Here is an 18,115-nt window from a genome sequence, read left to right as displayed (position 1 = left end):
GCGATCAGCTTTCGATTTTGTGCAGCTTGCTTTCATCCAGCATCAGCGCAAGTACGATCCCGACGGACACGGAAATCGCTGCAAAGACAAACGCCATGTTCATGCCGGTATCGAATGCTTGGGCTATCGCGGTTTTGACCGTCGCAACTTCACTTTCACTGAGCTTCTGCATGACTGCCTGCGCGGATTTGGTGGTCAGCGTTCCGCCATTGATTGCCTGAAGTTCAGCATCAGACAGTGTGACACCGGCCGCAGTCAGTTTGTCGCGCAGGCTGGCAAGGCTTGTGACATACATGATTGCCGTGGCGCAGGCGACGGCAATGGCCCCGTAGACCAGATGGGTCATGAAGCTAAGCCCGCCGACGAGACCCGCCCGTTCGGGCTTTACAGCGCAGACTGCCGCCGTTCCCGACGGCCCGACAGTCAGCGTCGCCCCCAATCCGATGAACGCCATGCCTGGCAGAATTTGGAAATAGCCAAGGCCCTGCGGCAAGACGACAACAGTTACTGCGCCAATTGTCGCGATCAGGTAGCCCCAGAACATCAGCCTTTTTGGACCGAAATCGTTGTAAAGCGTTCCTGAAACAATGGATCCGACCGCCAATAGAACAGTCAGCGGTGCCAGCCCAAGCGCCGATTGAAAAACGCTCCAGCCCAGTACTTTCTGCATGTATTGCGGGAAATACAGCAAACCCACAAAGGCCGCAGACACATTGAACATGTTCAGGCCCAGCGTGATCAAAAATTCTCGGTTCTGCATCAACTGAGGCAGCAGCAAAGGTTCCTTTACGCGTTTTTCGACACGTGGGAACAACAGAAACAGGACTGCGCTAACAAAGAACAGAAGAAGCAGCGGAACCGAAGTCCAGCCCCACTCCGCACCGACATCCAGGGCATAAAGCAGCAGCAAGACCGCGAAGGACAGGATGCCCATCCCGGCAAAATCGATGTGTTCGCCTTGTTTGTGTTTGGTCTCACGTTCCATCAAAAACAGGGCTGTCGCCATCGAAATGCAGGAGAACACGACGTTGGCCAGAAAGAACAATCGCCAGTCACCAAGGTTGACGGCAAAGCCGCTGATCATCGGACCGAAGACATTGCCGCTGGTTACACCCGCAAGGATCAGCCCCATAACCAGGGCCCGATGCTCGGGCTTTGACACTTTGGTGGCACCGAAGGCCAGTGTGCAGGGCCAGATACATCCGGCTCCGATGCCTTGCAGGGCTCGTGCTCCGATCAGGTAGTCCAGACCGGGGGAGACAAAGCATAGGATGGAAGAAAACAGGAAGATCGAAAGACCGATGATCATGATCTTTCGGTGCCCGTACATGTCGCCGAGCCGCCCGCCGGCGACCATGGTCATGGCGAAAAACAGGGCGTAGATATTGAGCACCCACTGGGTGCTTGTAATGTCGGCATCAAAGCTGTTTTCGATGGCCGGGATCAGCATCAGCGCACCGGTAAAATCAATCCCGATCCCAAATGCGGTCACCATAAGGGCGATGACCTTGATGATACTACTGCGGTCCATTGAGAAACCCAGGTTGCTCCGGATGTCCCGATAATGCATCAAGCCGGTCAAAAAAGATAGGAAAACAGCAGTTTAAGGGTTCAGCCGGTATGACAAGCTGAACGCCCGGTCTATTCCGCGCTGCTGCAGATCCGCCGGAACGCGCGTTTCAGCATGTCCAGTTCGGCGCGCAAAAGCTCCACCTCAGCCCTCAGGTCATCTGCAGCGGGAGTGCCCGCGATCACCGTGATGTCGCCCAGCCTGTTCGTCGTTGCGGTGTCGACGATCACAAAACAGTGCACCCCTTCGGAAAGGGCGGAGATGGGCAACTGAATACTCAGATCCCAACCGCCATCCGCGCGTGAAACGCTGAACTGTTCCAGCGGTTCACCGAGATAGCGCACTTCGATCTTGGGTTCCGTTTCGGCCTGCAGATGACCTTGCCAAAACCCGTCTTCAAACCGTGTGCATGTGAGGGAGTGAAGGGTCATGCGGCAAGCACCTTACAAGTCAGCTCGGAAATGGCGGCAGAACGTCAAATCGCGCAAAACGATCCGATTCATCCCAGGATCGTCAAAGATCAGATCCAGCCAGATCTTTTCAACACGTTTCTCGTTCAAAGACAGATGCGCAAGGTCAAAGTCCATTGCGTTCGAGGTTCGGTTTTCGTCAAGTTTGCGCAACACCTGTTCCGTATTTGGGCCGTGCTGAATGTTGAGACGTGCGAAAATTTCTCCGTTCCGCTCGCCTTCGATCAACGTATCGACACGCATCAGGTGTTGGCGCGTCAAGTCCTGCGCCGCATCTTGTGGCAGCTCGACCGACAGAGAAAGAAATGAACCGGTGAACCCGAACACCTCGATCGCAAGGCTGAATGGGGCCAGGTCCTTGTCACGGCGATTGCGTATCTGGCGCATTCCGATTTCGGACTGCTCGCAATCATGAAACAGGGTTACCTGCCGGTCCATCGGCGCTTTTCGCGGGGCCGACGCGATACCGTGCCTGGACAGCCGCCCGCGCCACAAATCCGGACGCCACGACCAGTCCGTAGCAAGCGGTTTGGGAAACTGCACCGAACCAATCAGTGGCCGGGCCAGCCGTTCGTCGGCCTGTTGGATCAGCCAGTCAAGAATAGTCCGAAATTTACGCGCCTCATCCCGTTGCCTGCGCAGCAATGGCTCAGGCGTTTCGGTCGCAGCCTTTGCGGCTTGGCGCCAATGCCCCAGAGTCTTGCGATGCATATAGCGATCCAGAAAACTGCCCATGATCCTATCGTCCAAAGTTGTACCTGTTTAGTCAAAGACCAAGTGGCGGTTAAACCCGAATTACAGCATTTCAGCGCTTAATTTTCCGGAAATGTGATCTGCGGCGGGCTGGACAGAACCGCACCTTTCTGCCAAAGCCGCGCCCGTTCTTGCAATAGACCGGGGCAGTGCTTACCGTCTGATACCGGATCGCAGTGGAACATCCGTCAAACAGCGCACATCCGAATTTCTCAGGACAAGGGCGGTCATGGAACCCACTCTGTTTTCGTTTATCTGGAAATACTCGAAGAAACAGCAGCTTGTATTGTTGCTGCTGACCGTATTGTCGTTTCCCTTTCTCTATGCCTCGCTCGAGTTGCCCAAACAGATCATAAACGATGCAATTGGGGCGCCCACTGACACGGTGACGATCTGGGGCTACACTGTGACGCAGATCCAATACCTTTGGATTCTGTGCTTTGCTTTTCTGGCCACGGTGATTGCCAGCGGGTTGATGAAGATGCGCATCAACACGATGAAAGGCGTTCTGGCCGAGCGTATGCTGCGCCGCCTTCGCTTTTCCCTGATCCAGCGAACGATGCGGTTCCCGAAATCCTATTTCGCCACCACCAGCCAGGGCGAATTGGTTTCGATGATCACCTCCGAGGCCGAACCGATGGGTGGGCTGATGGGCGACGCGATTGCCCAACCGGTGTTTCAATTCGGGCAGATGATGACAATCGTCACATTTCTGTTCATGCAAAGCGTCTGGTTCGGATTGGCCAGTGTCGCGCTCATCCCGTTGCAGGCCTGGTTGATCCCGAAACTGCAACGCCAGATCAACCTGCTGAACAAGGACAGAATTCAACAGGTTCGACATCTAAGCTCTGAAATCGGTGAGAGTGCGGCGGGCATCAGTGATCTGCGCACCAATGGCGGCTGGCGTTATCGGCTGGCGCAGTTCAGCCATCGGCTGGGCATCTTGTTCGAGATCCGCTTCAAGATCTACAACAAGAAATTTTTCATGAAGTTTATCAACAACCTGATCACGCAGATGACGCCGTTTCTGTTCTACTCGGTCGGTGGTTATCTTGCGATCACGGGAGAGGTGACAGTGGGCGCACTGGTCGCCGCACTTGGGGCCTACAAGGATCTGAGTGGCCCTTGGAAGGATTTGCTGACCTACTACAATCAGGTGCAAGACATGTCGCTGCGTTGGGAAATCGTGATAGAGCGTTTTGCCCCAGCCAACATGATCCCGGAGAGCCTGTTTTCCGGAGAACCCGAAACCATCCCGCACCTGACCGGTGACATCGAGTTGCGAAACGTGACGGTCCGCGATGATGACGGCAAGACCATTCTTGAAGATATCGATCTGACAATCCCAAAGGGTGCCCGGGTGGCGATACAGTCGCCACAAGCGGCCGAGCGTGGTGCGCTGGCTCAACTGCTGACAAGAGAGCTGCTGCCGGTACAAGGCGACGTGATTATGGCGGGTCACAATCTCAATTCGCTGCATCAAACAGTGATTGCCGCCCGAATTGGGTATGCCTATTCACGCCCCTACCTGTTCGATGGAACACTGGGGGACAATCTGCTGATGCCCCTGCGGATCCGCCCGCAACATCAGTCGGACGCGATAAAAGCCCCTTCGCGTCGGCAGATCGAGGCCGTGCGGGCTGGAAACCCCCCCGATTCCCTGTCGGATGAATGGGTCGATCCCAGCCTGGCCGGGCTGGATAGTGCTGACGACATCCGCGACTGGTGGTTCCAGCTTGTTGAGGCGATGGGGATCGACGAGTTCATGTTCCGCCGTACTTTACGTTCCCGGTTCGATCCGGAACAGCATCCGGCTTTGGCAAAAGACGTTGTTGATCTGCGTGGGATGGTCGCCGAGCGTCTGCGCGAGCGCGGCTTGGACCGATATGTCTTCAGATTCGATCCGGATCAGTTCAACCCCGCCGTTCCTTTGGGCGGCAACCTGCTGTTTGCGTCTCCGTCGCAGGATATCTCTCCGGAAACGCTTGCCGAAGATGACCGGTTCCAGGCGATGCTCAGCGCGAACGCCCTGGACGATGACGCTATGAGCATTTCCAGTGCCGTGCTTGAAACACTGACCCAGGCATTTGGCCGGGATGGCACGGACCACCCGCTGTTTTTGCGCCTTGGCCTGTCCCGCGACATGTTCCACAGCCTGCTGGACATCGAAGACCGTCGCAAAGCCAAGGGTGATGCCGCGATCAGTCAGAAAGAAAAAGCCCTGCTGATGACCGTGCCCTTCCTTCTTACGGCCGAGCAGATTGGTCCGAATTTTCCGGACGAGTACAAGAACAGAATTTTGACGATTCGAAAGACGCAGGCAGAAAGAATCCGGGAATCGATGCAGGGGATGTTCCTGCCAGTGTCGCCGGATCTCTACATTCCGCGTCTGACCGTGATCGAGAATGCGCTTTACGGACGCATTTCGATCATGGCCGGGGCCAAAAAAGACGAGATCGAAGATGTAGTTGCCGAAGTTATGAACGAAGCCGGGCTGCGCCGCCGCGCCGCCGCGATCATTTACGATCTGCCGTCCGGACTGGGGGGAAACAACCTGCCGACCGTTTTTCAGGAGCGTGCCGCGTTTTCGCGGGCGGGCATCAAACGCCCCGACATTCTGGTGCTGGACAAGGTGCTGGCCAGCCACGATTCGGAAAGCCGACTGCGCACCCGCCTGAAACTGCGTGAGCTGCTGCCTGATTCAATCATGATCTTCATGGAAGATCATTTTGCCCATCCCGAAGCGTATGACCTGTTCGTCGAAATCAAGGACGGCCGTATTGACGGTGTGTCAAGAACTCAAACAGAAGCGGAAGAAGGCGCTACGGCAGACTTGAGCCGGAAGCTCAAGATCATCTCCTCGACCGAGTTGTTCTCCAAGTTGGATGGCAGAAACCAACGTTTGCTGGCGTTTTCCGCACAATGGTACGAGGCCGCAGCCGGGCAGACCATCTTTGCCCGCGGCGAGGCACCTGACGCGGCCTACCTGTGTATTTCCGGTCAGGCCAATTTGGAATGGAACGACAGCAAGGGTCTCAAGCGGGTAATCTCGGTCATCGAGCCGGGACGATTGATCGGAGATCTTTCGATTATCACCAAGGACGCCAGACAATTCGATCTGGTTGCAACACAGGATTGTACCTTTCTCAGGATCGGCGCCGGAGAGCTGCGCGCCGTCGTGGAAAGCGACGTTAATGTCGCCGTACAACTTCTTGAAACCGTTGCCGGTTACCTGATGACAGTGTCCGATCGTGTTGCCGCCGCGCAAACCCCAGAGGACATATTCACCGATACCGGCAGTACCAGTGGAACCTAAAATCACGACACATACGGCATACGCAGCCCATGAGATGCTTGTCCGCGACGCACGTGACAGACCGGAACTGTGGCGACTTACGGTCGGGTTGGCGATTGTTGGTGGTGTTGCAGTTTTCCTGAACCTCACCCTGTCTTCTGTGATTTTCAGTCTTGGCACCGCGCGGTGGGTTTCCGGCTTTCAGGTAGGGGCAACACCGTCCGCATTGTTGATACTGTTGTCTAGCTTCGGGTTCATTACTGTGGGGGTCAAACTGGCCGCCGGGGCGATGCAAAACCGCACGTTGCAAGCCATCCTGGGTCCCCGCCGTCTGGGCGTTCGCCAGTTCTGGCGCGTACTTCTGGCATTGGTGCTGCTGGCCGCGTTGATCTTCATCCTGCCGCCTTACAATCTTGGTGCACCGTTCAAACCCAATTTGGCTGTCGAAACGTGGCTGCTGCTGTTGCCGCTGTCTCTGACTGCGGTTTTGATACAAACCAGCGCCGAGGAAATCCTGTTTCGCGGCTACATTCAGCAATCACTGGCTGCGCGGTTTCGGTCGCGCCTGATTTGGATGGGTCTGCCTGCCTTGTTGTTTGCGGCCGGTCACTACGCGCCGGCCACATCCGGAGAGAACGCCCTTCTGATCGCAATCTGGGCCGGCGCTTTTGGCCTGATCAATGCCGATCTCACCGCGCGGTCGGGTACCCTTGGCCCGGCTATGGCGTTGCACTTTTTCAACAACGTTGTGGCGCTGCTGTTTTTCTCGATCCCTGACAACCTCAGCGGTCTTGCCTTGTTCCTTCTGCCCTATGACATGTCTCAGACAGACGTGATACGACACTGGCTGTATGTGGATTTCGCGATGATGATTGTTTGCTGGCTAACCGCACGACTTGCGCTTAGGCGCTGATTGCATTTCCTGACGTAGCGCCTTATTTGACGTCAAAACCGCATCAGCAAGGTTCCGACATGAACTGGATCACAAACTACGTCCGCCCCCGGATCAACTCGATCTTCTCGCGCAGGGAAGTGCCCGAAAACCTGTGGCACAAGTGCGATGAGTGCGGAACCATGCTGTTTCACCGCGAACTGGCCGACAACCAGAATGTCTGCACGCAATGTGATCACCACATGGCAATCACGCCGCGAGAGCGGTTTAAGCATCTGTTTGATGGCGGTATTTTCACCGAGGTCGAAGTCCCCGCGCCGAAGGACGATCCGCTGCATTTTCGGGATCAAAAGAAATATCCCGACCGCATGAAAGCGGCCCAGAAGAAGACCGGCGAGAAAGAGGCGATGCTGGTCGTGAGCGGTGAAATCGGCCGCACGCCAGTTGTGGCCGCCGCGCAGGATTTTTCGTTCATGGGCGGATCGATGGGCATGTATGTCGGCAACGCCATCATCGCAGCCGCGCAGGAGGCCGTGAAACTCAAACGCCCGCTGATCCTGTTTTCGGCTGCCGGTGGCGCGCGAATGCAGGAAGGCATCCTGAGCCTCATGCAGATGCCCCGTACCACGGTCGCGGTGGAAATGCTGAAAGAGGCGAACCTGCCCTATATCGTGGTGCTGACCCACCCGACCACCGGCGGCGTCACCGCGTCTTATGCAATGCTGGGCGATGTGCATATCTCGGAGCCGAATGCGCTGATCTGCTTTGCCGGACCGCGCGTGATCGAACAGACCATCCGCGAGAAACTGCCAGAAGGATTCCAGCGCGCTGAATACCTTCTGGATCACGGAATGCTGGACCGCGTTACAAAACGCACCGAAATGCGCGATGAACTGATCACCATCACCCGAATGCTGATGGGCCTGCCGCCAGCCGTCAAAGGCGACCTTCCCGCACCAGAGCCGGAGGAAGCACCGGTCGAAGCTTCGACCGAGGGCGCAGGCGAGAAATGACGACCCCGACATCCGACGTCATCCTTGATCGGATGATGGCGCTGCATCCCAAGATCATCGATCTGACTTTGGATCGTGTGTGGCGTCTATTGGCAGCTCTGGACCACCCGCAAAACCGATTGCCGCCGGTCATCCATATTGCCGGAACCAACGGCAAAGGTTCGACGCAAGCCATGATCCGCGCAGGGATCGAAGGGGCCGGGCTGACAGCTCACGCATACACATCCCCCCACCTGACCCGCTTTCACGAGCGAATCCGACTGGCGGGAGAGCTGATCTCGGAGCCTGACCTTACGGCGGTTCTGGACGAGTGTTACGCCGCAAACAACGGTGAGAATATCACCTATTTCGAAATCACGACCTGTGCGGCCCTGCTGGCCTTTGCCCGCACGCAAGCTGACTATACGCTCCTTGAAGTCGGGCTGGGTGGCCGGTTGGATGCAACCAACGTCGTGGACCAGCCTGCGGTGACAGTCATCACGCCGGTTTCGATCGACCATGAACTGTTCCTTGGCGACACATTGGGCAAAATTGCAGCCGAAAAGGCCGGCATCATCAAGCCCGGAGTGACCTGTATCGTGGGCCCGCAAGAAGACGAAGCGCTCGAGGTCATTGAATACACCGCCGCGCGACTGGGTGCGCCACTGCTTGTTCATGGCCAACACTGGCACGTCCACGAAGAAAACGGACGCCTGATCTATCAGGACGAAACAGGATTGCGCGATCTGCCGCTTCCCAATCTGCTGGGCGCGCACCAAATCCAGAACGCAGGCGCAGCGCTGGCGGTTCTGCGCCATCTGCAAATGGGCGATGACGCCTATGAGGCCGCCGTGACCAAAGCCGAATGGCTAGCACGCATGCAGCGCCTGAAAACAGGGCCACTGACAGAACAGGCTCCGCTCGCTGAACTGTGGCTCGACGGGGGCCACAACGCTGCTGCTGGTGTGGCGTTGGCCGACGTTCTGGCGAAACTGCCCAAGCGCCCGACCCACATGATCTGCGGCATGCTGAACACCAAGGACGTCACTGGTTATCTGGCGCCGCTTGCCGATCAGGCCGAAAGCCTGACCGCCGTATCCATTCCCGGCGAGGCCAACACGCTCAGCGCTGACGACACTGCGGCTGCGGCCGCAAGGGTCGGCCTGCCAGCTTCAACAGCGGAAAGCGTCGCGGCAGCCCTGACAGCAGTCACGGACAAAGACCCACAGGCCCGTGTCCTGATCTGTGGCTCGCTCTATCTGGCGGGCAACATCCTGCGCGAAAACGGCTAGTTGTTTTTCTGTTTGGAAAACCTCGGAGCGCGCTGGAGCGAGGGGGCAGAGCCTCCTATTTCCCCCAGTCCTGATCCTGCATTTCCCGCAGGCGTGAGGCGGTGCGCTCGAATTCAAACGTTCCTTCACCTTCGACATACAACATCTCGGGCTCGGCCGCCGCCGAGCAGATCAGCCGGACCCGGGCCTCGTAAAGGGCGTCAATCAAAGTGACAAACCGTTTGGCTTCGTTGAAGTTGTTGCGGGACAGGCGCGGCACGTCTTCCAGAACCAGCACTTTCACCGCTTCCGCAATGGCCAGATAGTCTGCCGGGCCCAGCATACGTCCGCACAAATCATAGAAGCTGGCCCTCGCTACGCCATTGCGAAAGGCCGGAAGTTCAACGGCCCGGCCGTTCACCTTCAACACCAGTGGCTCCGCCGCGCCTCCCGACAGGTCATTCCAAACCGCCCGGATATTCTGCCGGGCCTCTGGCCCGATCGGCGTAAAATACACCGGCTCACCCGCCAGACGGTTCTGACGATAATCGGTGGGCGAGATCAGCTCCCAGACTTCAAGCTGTTCCTTGATATGCGCGATGAATGGCAGAAACAACTGTCGGTTCAGCCCGTTTTTGTACAGCTCATCCGGGTGCCTATTCGACGTGGTGATCACGACCACCCCGCCTGCATGCAAAAGGTCGAACAGGCGGCCCACGATCATCGCGTCCGTTATGTCCGTGATCTGCATTTCGTCAAAGGCCAGCAATCGGACTGATTTGACAACTGCCTCGGCAACGGGTGCCAGCGCGTCCTCGACCCCTTCCTTTCGGGCCTTGTGCATACCCGCGTGAATTTCCTGCATAAAAGCATGGAAGTGCACGCGCCGTGCAGGAATATCCTCCAGCGCATCCACAAACATGTCCATCAGCATGGACTTGCCGCGCCCGACGCCACCCCACAGGTAAAGGCCTTTGGGGGCAGGGGGGGCTTTTCGGAAGAAACCGCGTTTGACAGGTTCGGCTAGGGTGGCGCGAATACGCTCGAACTGTGGCAGAACGGCCTCCTGCGCGTCATCCCTGATCAGGCTGCCATCGGCAATGCGGGCCTCGTAAAGTGAAATCAAATCCGTCATGTCTGAGCCATAGCGTCCGCTCTGCCCCTTGAAAAGCGGCCTTTTTCTCTCGGCTTCGTTTTTGACGGGCTTCGCTCTGAAAAAATCTGTCAACGTGTTGCACGAGCGCCGGAACCAAGACAAAGTCCGCGCCAGACAGAAGCGTGGCTAAACAGGATTGCGGACATGTCACAGGCAGGAAACGTCTTATTCATAATCATCGACCAACTGCGTGCAGATTGTCTGGCAGGCGCATTGGCGAAGCATGTGGATCTGCCCAATTTGCGCACGTTCATGAGCGATGCGGTCACCTTTACGCGTCACTTCTCGGTGACCAACCCGTGCGGCCCGTCCCGGGCTTCGATACTGACCGGTCAGTACGCGATGAACCACCGCTCTGTCCGCAACGGAACGCCGCTGCGCCACGACATTCCCAATGTCGCGACCGAGATGCGCAAGGCCGGATATCTGCCCATGTTGTTCGGCTACACCGACACGTCCGCCGATCCGCGCGTGTTTGATCCCAAAGACCCTTCGCTCAAGTCTTATGAGTACCCGATGCAGGGGTTTCACGAGGTGGTCGAAATGCGGCTCGAGGAATCTTTTCCCTGGCAATCTCATCTGATGCAAAAGGGCTATTCGTTCGACGATTACTGGGATGTCTACAAGCCCGTATCACCAACTGGGAGTACCCCGAAACTGAATGATCCGGCGCTGTACCGGGCCGAAGACAGTGACACGGCCTTTCTGACGGACGCTTTTCTGAATGGTATCGCCGCGTACCACAAACAGAACTGGTTCGCCCATCTGACCTATATCCGGCCGCACCCGCCGCTTGTCGCACCTGCGCCGTATAATGACATGTACGATCCTGCCGAGTTGCCTCTGCCCGCCGGATTCCCGGACCAGCAGGCCGAAGCGGCGCTGCACCCGTTTTTTGCCCCTTCGATGCAATCCCAAACGGCCACCGGCTTTGTAAAGGGCATGGGGCAAATTGAACCGACACAGGAAAACGTTCAAACCCTGCGTTCCGTCTATCTGGGTCTTGCGACTGAGGTCGATCATCACGTCGGGCGTGTAATCCAGTACCTGAAGGAAAGCGGGCAATATGACAACACCTTGTTGGTGATCACCGCCGACCATGGCGAGATGCTGGGCGATCGGCATACCTGGGGCAAAATGACGGTGTTTGATGCCGCCTATCATACGCCCCTGATTATCAGGATGCCGGGGAATTCAGCCCGCGCGGGTTCGGTCGTCGACGTGCCAACGGAATCCGTGGACGTTACCCCAACCATTCTCGACTGGGTGGGCAAATCAGTTCCGAACTCGATGGACGGACGCTCGCTTGTGCCGCTGCTGAAGGGTGATGTTCCCGAAGACTGGCGCAGGTATTCGTTCAGTGAGCTTGATTTTTCGGAACCTGAAAAGCCAACTCTGTGGCAGCAGCAATTGGGAACCGGCAACAGCGACTCGAACCTGAGCATTCTTCGGGACGACCGGTTCACGCTGGTTGAGTTCGCCGCTGATCTGCCTCCGATCCTTTTTGACCATGCCGGCAAGGGTGAGCTTGAGAATGTCGCGAACAATCCCGAATTCGCTTCGGATCTGGGCCGGCTTGGGCGTCAGATGCTACGGCACCGCATGCGCAATGCGGACCACACGCTTTCCCTTTATTCTCTGACGCCAGAGGGTGCCAAGTCGAAAGAGCGCTATCCAGACTAGGGCAGTGCAGCGTGATCATGAGCCCAAGGCAGGTCCGGCCTGTTTTTGTCGCATCTCTGCCCCCTACACCTGCGGGGGTTCTGATGTTACGCCTGTTCCGTGGGGAGAACTGTCTTGGACACCACCGAACAGCATATGAAAGCAATGACCATGGCCGGTCTGAATCTGATCGGTCAGGCCCTTTCGATTTACGACAGCCAATTGCGGCTTGTCGTCAGCAATCGCCGCTTTCAGGAAATGTTCGATCTGCCCGACACCCTGGTCCGCCCCGGCGCCTTGTTTCACGACACCATTCAGTTTCTCGCCAGCCGAGGGGAATATGGCGGCGACGGAAATGTGGACGAAATGGTAAAGGCCCGCGTCGAGCAGGCGCTGAATTTCGAACCGCATTACATGGAACGGGCGCGACCAAACGGACAGGTTATCTCGATCGAGGGGGCACCGTTGCCACAGGGTGGTTGGGTCGCGGTGTATACAGATATCACCAGCACAAAACGGGCTGAGAACCTGTTGCGCGCACGGTCCGAGGAACTGTCCGGACAGTTGCTGAGCCATGCCGAGGAATTGTCAGCCGCGAACCGAAAGCTGGCCGCAACCAACTCAGCTCTGGAAGAGGCAAAGCGCCAACTGACCGAGATTGAGGCCCGCACCCGTTTGACGACGGAGATGATGCCGGCCCATATCGCTCATCTCAGACGAGACGGTATCTACGACTACTCAAACCGCCGCCTGAGTTCCGTCATGCCGGGCCGACCGTCTGAGATTGCAGGCCTGCACATCTCCGAGGCGCTGGGTCCTTCAGCGTTTGAACGGGTCGAACCCTATCTGGAACGCGCCTATGGCGGCGAAACTTCGGTTTTTGAGTTTACCGAGGATCAGGATTCGCGCCGGATACGGGTTTCTTTCACCCCGGACGGGGCAGGGGGCGTCTACATAATGTCGGTCGACGTGACCGAAGAAACGCAAGCCAGGGTCGCCTTGCAACAGGCCAGCCGCCGCGCAATGGCGGCGCAGATGACCAGCGGCATGGCACATGATTTTTCAAACCTGCTGACGATCATTCTGGGGATGCAGGCGCGGCTGAACAAGATGGACCTGCCCGAAGAGGCGCAGGAACTTGTTTCGGCCACTCAACAAACAGCGCGCCGTGGCGGACAATTGCTGAACCGGATCGCGGATATGACGGGAAACCGGACACCTCAACCCAAGGCGACCGACATGCGAGGGCTGCTGGAAGACCTTCGCATTCTTGCGTCGCCATCATTGCCGCGGGGGGTGGGGCTGTCGGTGGTCAATACATTGCCGGACGAGGCGCTGATGCTCGACCCTGGTATGGTCCAGGATGCAATGCTCAATCTTGTCCTGAACGCGCGTGACGCATGCGGCAATTCCGGTCAGATCACCATCAGCGCCCATGCGATCGGAAGAATATGGGCCGAAATCACCGTATCCGACACCGGGCCCGGATTTTCACCCGAAGCTTTGGAAAAGGCTCTTAACCCGTTTTTCACGACCAAAGGCAGCGACGGGTCGGGGTTAGGCCTCCCGATGGTTTACGATACCGTCAAACTGGCTGGCGGAGACCTGAATTTGCGCAACACGCAATCAGGTGCATCCGTTGTCATGCGATTGCCCTACAGGCCCGCACCATCAGGCCGCGGCGGTCTTGTTCTACTTGTCGAGGATAACGACGAATTACGTTGCCAGTTCCGCGACCTGCTTGTTGACCTCGGCTATTCTGTGATCGAGGCCACGTCAGTTGATGAAGCGCTCGGTTTGATCTTGGATATTGACGACATCGCGCTGGTTCTGTCCGATATCCGGCTTGATGGACCAGCCACCGGGATTGATCTGCTTGAGCGGCTGAAGCTTGGCCTTCCCTGTATTCTGATGACATCCTTGCCCTATTCCGACCCTCTGCATCGACAAGCGCTTGCTTTGGCGCCGGTGTTGCGTAAACCGTTCTCCCGGGCACAATTGTCTGCACTGATCCGAACCGAGGCCGCCTGATGAACCAACCATTGGTGACCATCCTTGATGACGAGCCCGAAATACGGCGCATATTGACGGATGCGTTGGAAGAGGCCGGATTCCGCACACAAAGCTTTTCACGCGCCCGCGAATTCGAAGCCTCGCTGAAACGGGTGACACCGGACGTCTGCCTTGTTGATCTGTCGCTTCCGGATACAGACGGGCTGGCGTTGGTACACCGACTGGCGCTGGAACAGGGGGCAGCCGTAATTATCATTTCGGGCAGGGTGCAGGTGCAGGATCGCGTCACCGGGTTGGAGCTTGGGGCCGATGACTATATCACCAAACCTTTCGACCCGGCCGAGGTTGTCGCCCGAATCCGCGCAAGATTGCGCGCACCAAGAACCCAGTCTCCGCAGTCGGAAGTGGCATATTTCAATGGCTGGACCGCATATTTCGATCGCTATGTTCTTGTGGACGGAACCGGTTCGGAAACTCCGTTCAGCCATGCCGAAGGTGAGGTTCTGCGCCTGTTTCTGGAAAGCCCGAAACGGTTGATCAGTCGGGCGCAGATGCAGGAAACCTTAGGCGGCGCCGCAGGTGAGAGTTTCGACAGGGCGATGGATGTGCGAATTTCACGTCTGCGCACAAAACTGGGCGAAGATCCCAAAAATCCGCGCCTTATCAAAACAATTTACGGTGCCGGGTACATTTTTTTGGGAGAAGTTGATTGGCAATGATTTGCTCAGCCCACGATCTTCCCAACTGCATCTGCTTGAGATTTTCGAATTTCATCGCTTTTTCATACAGTTGGGGGATGTCCAATTTTATCTTTGAGCCAGCTATGGATTCTTGCAACCGTCCCGCTTAACTAACACCAACCCGTCTTTCCTGAAAAGACAAGCAACAAGATCGTTTCCGACACATTGAAGATCGCGTCGGCAGCAGGTGTCGAACGCAATTGAGGGCCTGGAGAGTAGAATGGTCAGAAATTTCTGGGATCAATGGCGATCCGGCCACATAGGCCGACTGGTTGGCAGCAGCTTGCGCAGCCAGGGTTGGCTTTATGGCATCGCCATGGCCGCCATGGTCGTTGTCGCGGGGACAACCGCGGGCACCGCCTGGATGATGGAAAACATAGTCAACGCCATGACGACGCCAGAAGCCCGTTCAAAGGTCTATCTCGTCGCATTGGCAATTATGGGGTTGTTTTTTACAAAAGCAGCGGCGTCTTACATGCAGTCTGTGTTTCTGGCGCGTGCCGGGAATCGGATCATCGCCGTACAGCAGGAACAGCTATATGCGAAACTGCTGAAACGAGGTGTCGGTTTCTTTGCCGACACTGAATCCTCTGATCTTTTGATGATCGTGACACAGGGTGCTCTGGCTGCAAGGCGCCTTGTTGATGTCGTTGTCACGAGTTTCGTTCGCGACGCGCTGACCCTTGTCGGTCTGGTATTTGTGATGGTTTATCAGCAACCTATTTTGTCGGTGCTGTTTTTCGTGGTGGGACCAATCGCCCTGCTAAGTGTCAGAATTTTGCTAAAGAGCGTGCGCGTTATCATGCTGTCCGAAATGAAATCTCTGGCGGAGATCATAAAAGTTCTTCAGGAAACTTCGGGGGGCATCAAAATTATTAAGGTTTTTGCACTAGAAAATCACATGGCCGACCGCATGAATCAAGCGATCAAAGCCGTCGAAAGCCGTGCCAACTCCATTTCACGGCTGCAATCAATCGCCAGCCCATTGATGGAATTTTTGGCAGGTATAGCGATTGCGGCCATTCTGATCATCAGCACGATTGGAATTGCAGGCAGCGAACCGACCACACCGGGGCAACTGATGTCCTTCATCACCGCTTTGCTGATGGCTTATGAACCGGCCAAACGACTTTCCAAGATGCGCGTGGTCATCGAGACGACATTGGTGCCAATCGGCATGATGTTCCAGTTGCTGGACCAGGAAGACCCGATGCGTGAAAGCATCGAACCCGTTCAGCTGCGCCCAGGTCCCGGCGAGGTTCGGCTAAATGATGTGACTTTTGGCTATCAAGGTTCCTTGCCCATTCTCAAGAATATGGACCTGACTTTTGAAGCGGGAAAAACCACTGCGCTGGTGGGGCAGTCTGGCGGTGGCAAGTCCACCATCTTTGGCCTGATCATGCGTTTCTATGATCCGGATCAGGGGCGCATCGAAATCGACGGACAAGATGTCATGGACGTGAGCTTCGCTTCTTTGCGGCGTAAAATCTCTTACGTCGGGCAAGACACCTTCCTGTTTTCCGCCAGCGTAATGGACAATCTTCGATACGCGCGTCCCGACGCAACGGTTGAAGAAGTCATGGAAGCCGCCCGCGCGGCACATGCCCATGACTTTATTACTGAATTGCCAAACGGATATGACACGCAGGTGGGTGAAAATGGCGCGTTTCTGTCCGGTGGGCAGAAGCAACGCCTGGCAATTGCGCGTGCAATCCTGCGCCAGGCAGAAATTCTGTTGCTTGACGAGGCAACCAGCGCATTGGATGCGGAATCAGAATCTTATGTGAAAGAAGCGCTCGACAAACTGACCAAAAATGTCACCACGATCGTGATCGCGCATCGGTTATCGACTGTGTTGGAGGCCGACAAGATTATGGTTGTTCAGGATGGAGAGGTGATCGAACAGGGTAATCTCGACAACCTGATGCAGCGTAACGGGGCATTCCGGCGTTTGTTTGACCAGCAGTTCAAGCAGCCTGCCTCCTGAACCAATTTATGCATAGCTTCCCGGATTTGAAATTCGGGCCCGGGATTAAGCAAGCTTCACCCGGCGCGGCGGTTAGCCGGAAACGCCGGCAGATGCTATTCTCGCAATGCCTTGTCTTTTATTTTTTGAAAACAGGTTGGACTAGGTAGTCGAGGACTGACTGTCGACCCGTGAGAATATAACCATGCCAGGGATGATTTCTATCTCTGCACAGTTGCCGTCCAACATTGTGCTGTCGGTTTTGGATCTCGACCACAAACACCTCTTCTTCGTTTCGTCGGACCGATTGATCGTATCCGCACCGACGCGGAAAATCCCGCCGTCTAGCCTGCCGCAGCGGGCAATTTAAAAGGCGGCGGTCGTCTTGACCTTGAACAGGCCCCCTGAAAACAGGCCAATGAGGTTCTGTTGACTGATATAACAAACGGATGGACGATGAAACAAAGATTATCAGGCGATCAGATCATTGGAGGAATCAAAGAATACAAAGCGAGGGTTACAACCCTGACGTTGGGAAACAAATATGGGACTAGCGAAGCTACGTCCTAGGAACAAAACCAAGTTTGGCGGCATGATCGTTTCGGATGGGAAGTAGCTACGAGCGTTGGGAATGCGAGCGATCATCTAAAGTGAATGCTGAAAGATGCTATGCTTAACAACGCCGTACCCAAGGATCTCGCAACAATCAAACTACTGACGCTTGATGCAAAGTTCAGAGCTGTAGCGGTCGTGTGAATCAGCCGACTTGGACAGGATTTTCTTTCCGTATTAGTTGTTGTGGCAGGTAAATGAAGACCTACCCCACTGATTGCGGGAACCGGAGAATGAAAGGCAATTATTCGTCTTACGTCGCCTAGACAGGCCTTCATCTGCGCAAGCTTGATCTTGTTCGCCATGTGGTTCCTCCGTTTTCATAACAATAATGGCGGACCACTTCAGAGGGGGAGGATCAATTGTAGGCTGGCAAAAGCAAATTACGGTTGTCTGAACCAGGCCACCCAGCCTGCTTCGTCTAAGCTGTGCAATAGCTTCGCTCAGCAGGCCGTGACCGCAACTATTTCACGAGAATAAGCAGGAACAAATAATACACCCAATCGGCCCGGATCGATGTGTTGTGCAAGCTTTTCGACCGGCGGTCGCTGACGACTGACTTTGAGGGATGGGGGACGACATTCTGATCGCTGGCACAGGCGCCACAACGATGACCGGCGGTTCCGGTGCCGATATCTTTGTCATGAACTATGGCAGCGACACGACCACGATTACTGACTTCCAGCCGGATCTGGACCGGCTGGGCCTGTTCGACTAACCGCT

General features: G+C 56.1%; 13 protein-coding genes. 9 read left to right on the top strand and 4 right to left on the bottom strand.

All coding sequences use genetic code 11. The annotated features are described in order from the left end of the window. Positions 1–4 precede the first annotated feature (4 nt). The 3 genes from ACR0J8_RS10580 to ACR0J8_RS10570 all read right to left on the bottom strand — a co-directional run bounded on the left by ACR0J8_RS10580 (position 5) and on the right by ACR0J8_RS10570 (position 2,775). Positions 5–1,531 (bottom strand): MFS transporter, encoded by a 1,527-nt coding sequence (locus ACR0J8_RS10580; RefSeq protein ID WP_480524624.1) that lies wholly within the window; start codon positions 1,529–1,531, stop codon positions 5–7. Between the two features lie 110 nt (positions 1,532–1,641). Continuing rightward, positions 1,642–2,001, bottom strand: coding sequence for a hypothetical protein (locus ACR0J8_RS10575; RefSeq protein WP_480890066.1), 360 nt, complete (start codon positions 1,999–2,001; stop codon positions 1,642–1,644). A gap of 12 nt (positions 2,002–2,013) precedes the next feature. Further along, a complete protein-coding gene (locus tag ACR0J8_RS10570) occupies positions 2,014–2,775 on the bottom strand; it encodes a DUF6478 family protein (protein WP_480524620.1) in 762 nt (253 codons plus the stop codon). Between the two features lie 247 nt (positions 2,776–3,022). Between ACR0J8_RS10570 and ACR0J8_RS10565 the strand changes: the two genes are divergently transcribed. From ACR0J8_RS10565 to ACR0J8_RS10550, 4 genes are read left to right on the top strand one after another with little or no spacing between them, the layout of a single operon-like run. Beyond that, a complete protein-coding gene (locus ACR0J8_RS10565; RefSeq protein WP_480524618.1) occupies positions 3,023–6,109 on the top strand; it encodes an ABC transporter transmembrane domain-containing protein in 3,087 nt (1,028 codons plus the stop codon). Next, positions 6,099–7,001 (top strand): CPBP family intramembrane glutamic endopeptidase, encoded by a 903-nt coding sequence (locus tag ACR0J8_RS10560; protein WP_480890062.1) that lies wholly within the window; start codon positions 6,099–6,101, stop codon positions 6,999–7,001. The genes ACR0J8_RS10565 and ACR0J8_RS10560 overlap by 11 nt, the downstream gene beginning before the upstream one ends. 59 nt (positions 7,002–7,060) lie before the next feature. Continuing rightward, positions 7,061–7,993: an acetyl-CoA carboxylase, carboxyltransferase subunit beta gene (accD, locus tag ACR0J8_RS10555; protein ID WP_170614077.1), complete on the top strand. Its 933-nt coding sequence runs from the start codon at positions 7,061–7,063 to the stop codon at positions 7,991–7,993. Next, complete coding sequence (locus tag ACR0J8_RS10550; protein ID WP_480524613.1) at positions 7,990–9,264, top strand: bifunctional folylpolyglutamate synthase/dihydrofolate synthase; 1,275 nt, start codon at positions 7,990–7,992, stop codon at positions 9,262–9,264. Before accD ends, ACR0J8_RS10550 begins: the two co-directional genes overlap by 4 nt. A gap of 55 nt (positions 9,265–9,319) precedes the next feature. On the opposite strand, the gene zapE is transcribed toward ACR0J8_RS10550, so the two are convergent. After that, entirely contained in the window at positions 9,320–10,378 is a 1,059-nt protein-coding gene (zapE, locus tag ACR0J8_RS10545; protein ID WP_170614075.1) for a cell division protein ZapE, read from the bottom strand. A 165-nt stretch (positions 10,379–10,543) separates the two neighbouring features. On the opposite strand from zapE, the gene ACR0J8_RS10540 reads away from it, so the two are divergent. The 5 genes from ACR0J8_RS10540 (at position 10,544) to ACR0J8_RS10520 (ending at position 18,110) form a co-directional block, all read left to right on the top strand. Continuing rightward, a complete protein-coding gene (locus ACR0J8_RS10540) occupies positions 10,544–12,082 on the top strand; it encodes an alkaline phosphatase family protein (protein WP_480524611.1) in 1,539 nt (512 codons plus the stop codon). Positions 12,083–12,226: 144 nt separating this feature from the next. Further along, positions 12,227–14,092, top strand: a complete 1,866-nt coding sequence (locus tag ACR0J8_RS10535; RefSeq protein ID WP_480524731.1) for a PAS-domain containing protein — start codon at positions 12,227–12,229, stop codon at positions 14,090–14,092. After that, entirely contained in the window at positions 14,092–14,793 is a 702-nt protein-coding gene (locus ACR0J8_RS10530; RefSeq protein ID WP_480524609.1) for a response regulator transcription factor, read from the top strand. Before ACR0J8_RS10535 ends, ACR0J8_RS10530 begins: the two co-directional genes overlap by 1 nt. A gap of 241 nt (positions 14,794–15,034) precedes the next feature. Then, positions 15,035–16,801, top strand: coding sequence for an ABC transporter ATP-binding protein (locus tag ACR0J8_RS10525; protein WP_480524607.1), 1,767 nt, complete (start codon positions 15,035–15,037; stop codon positions 16,799–16,801). Between the two features lie 1,159 nt (positions 16,802–17,960). Next, entirely contained in the window at positions 17,961–18,110 is a 150-nt protein-coding gene (locus ACR0J8_RS10520) for a hypothetical protein (RefSeq protein WP_480524605.1), read from the top strand. Positions 18,111–18,115 lie beyond the last annotated feature (5 nt).

The sequence above is a fragment of the Ruegeria sp. N11 genome, from assembly GCF_056531525.1.
This window is presented reverse-complemented; position numbering and strand designations above follow the sequence as displayed.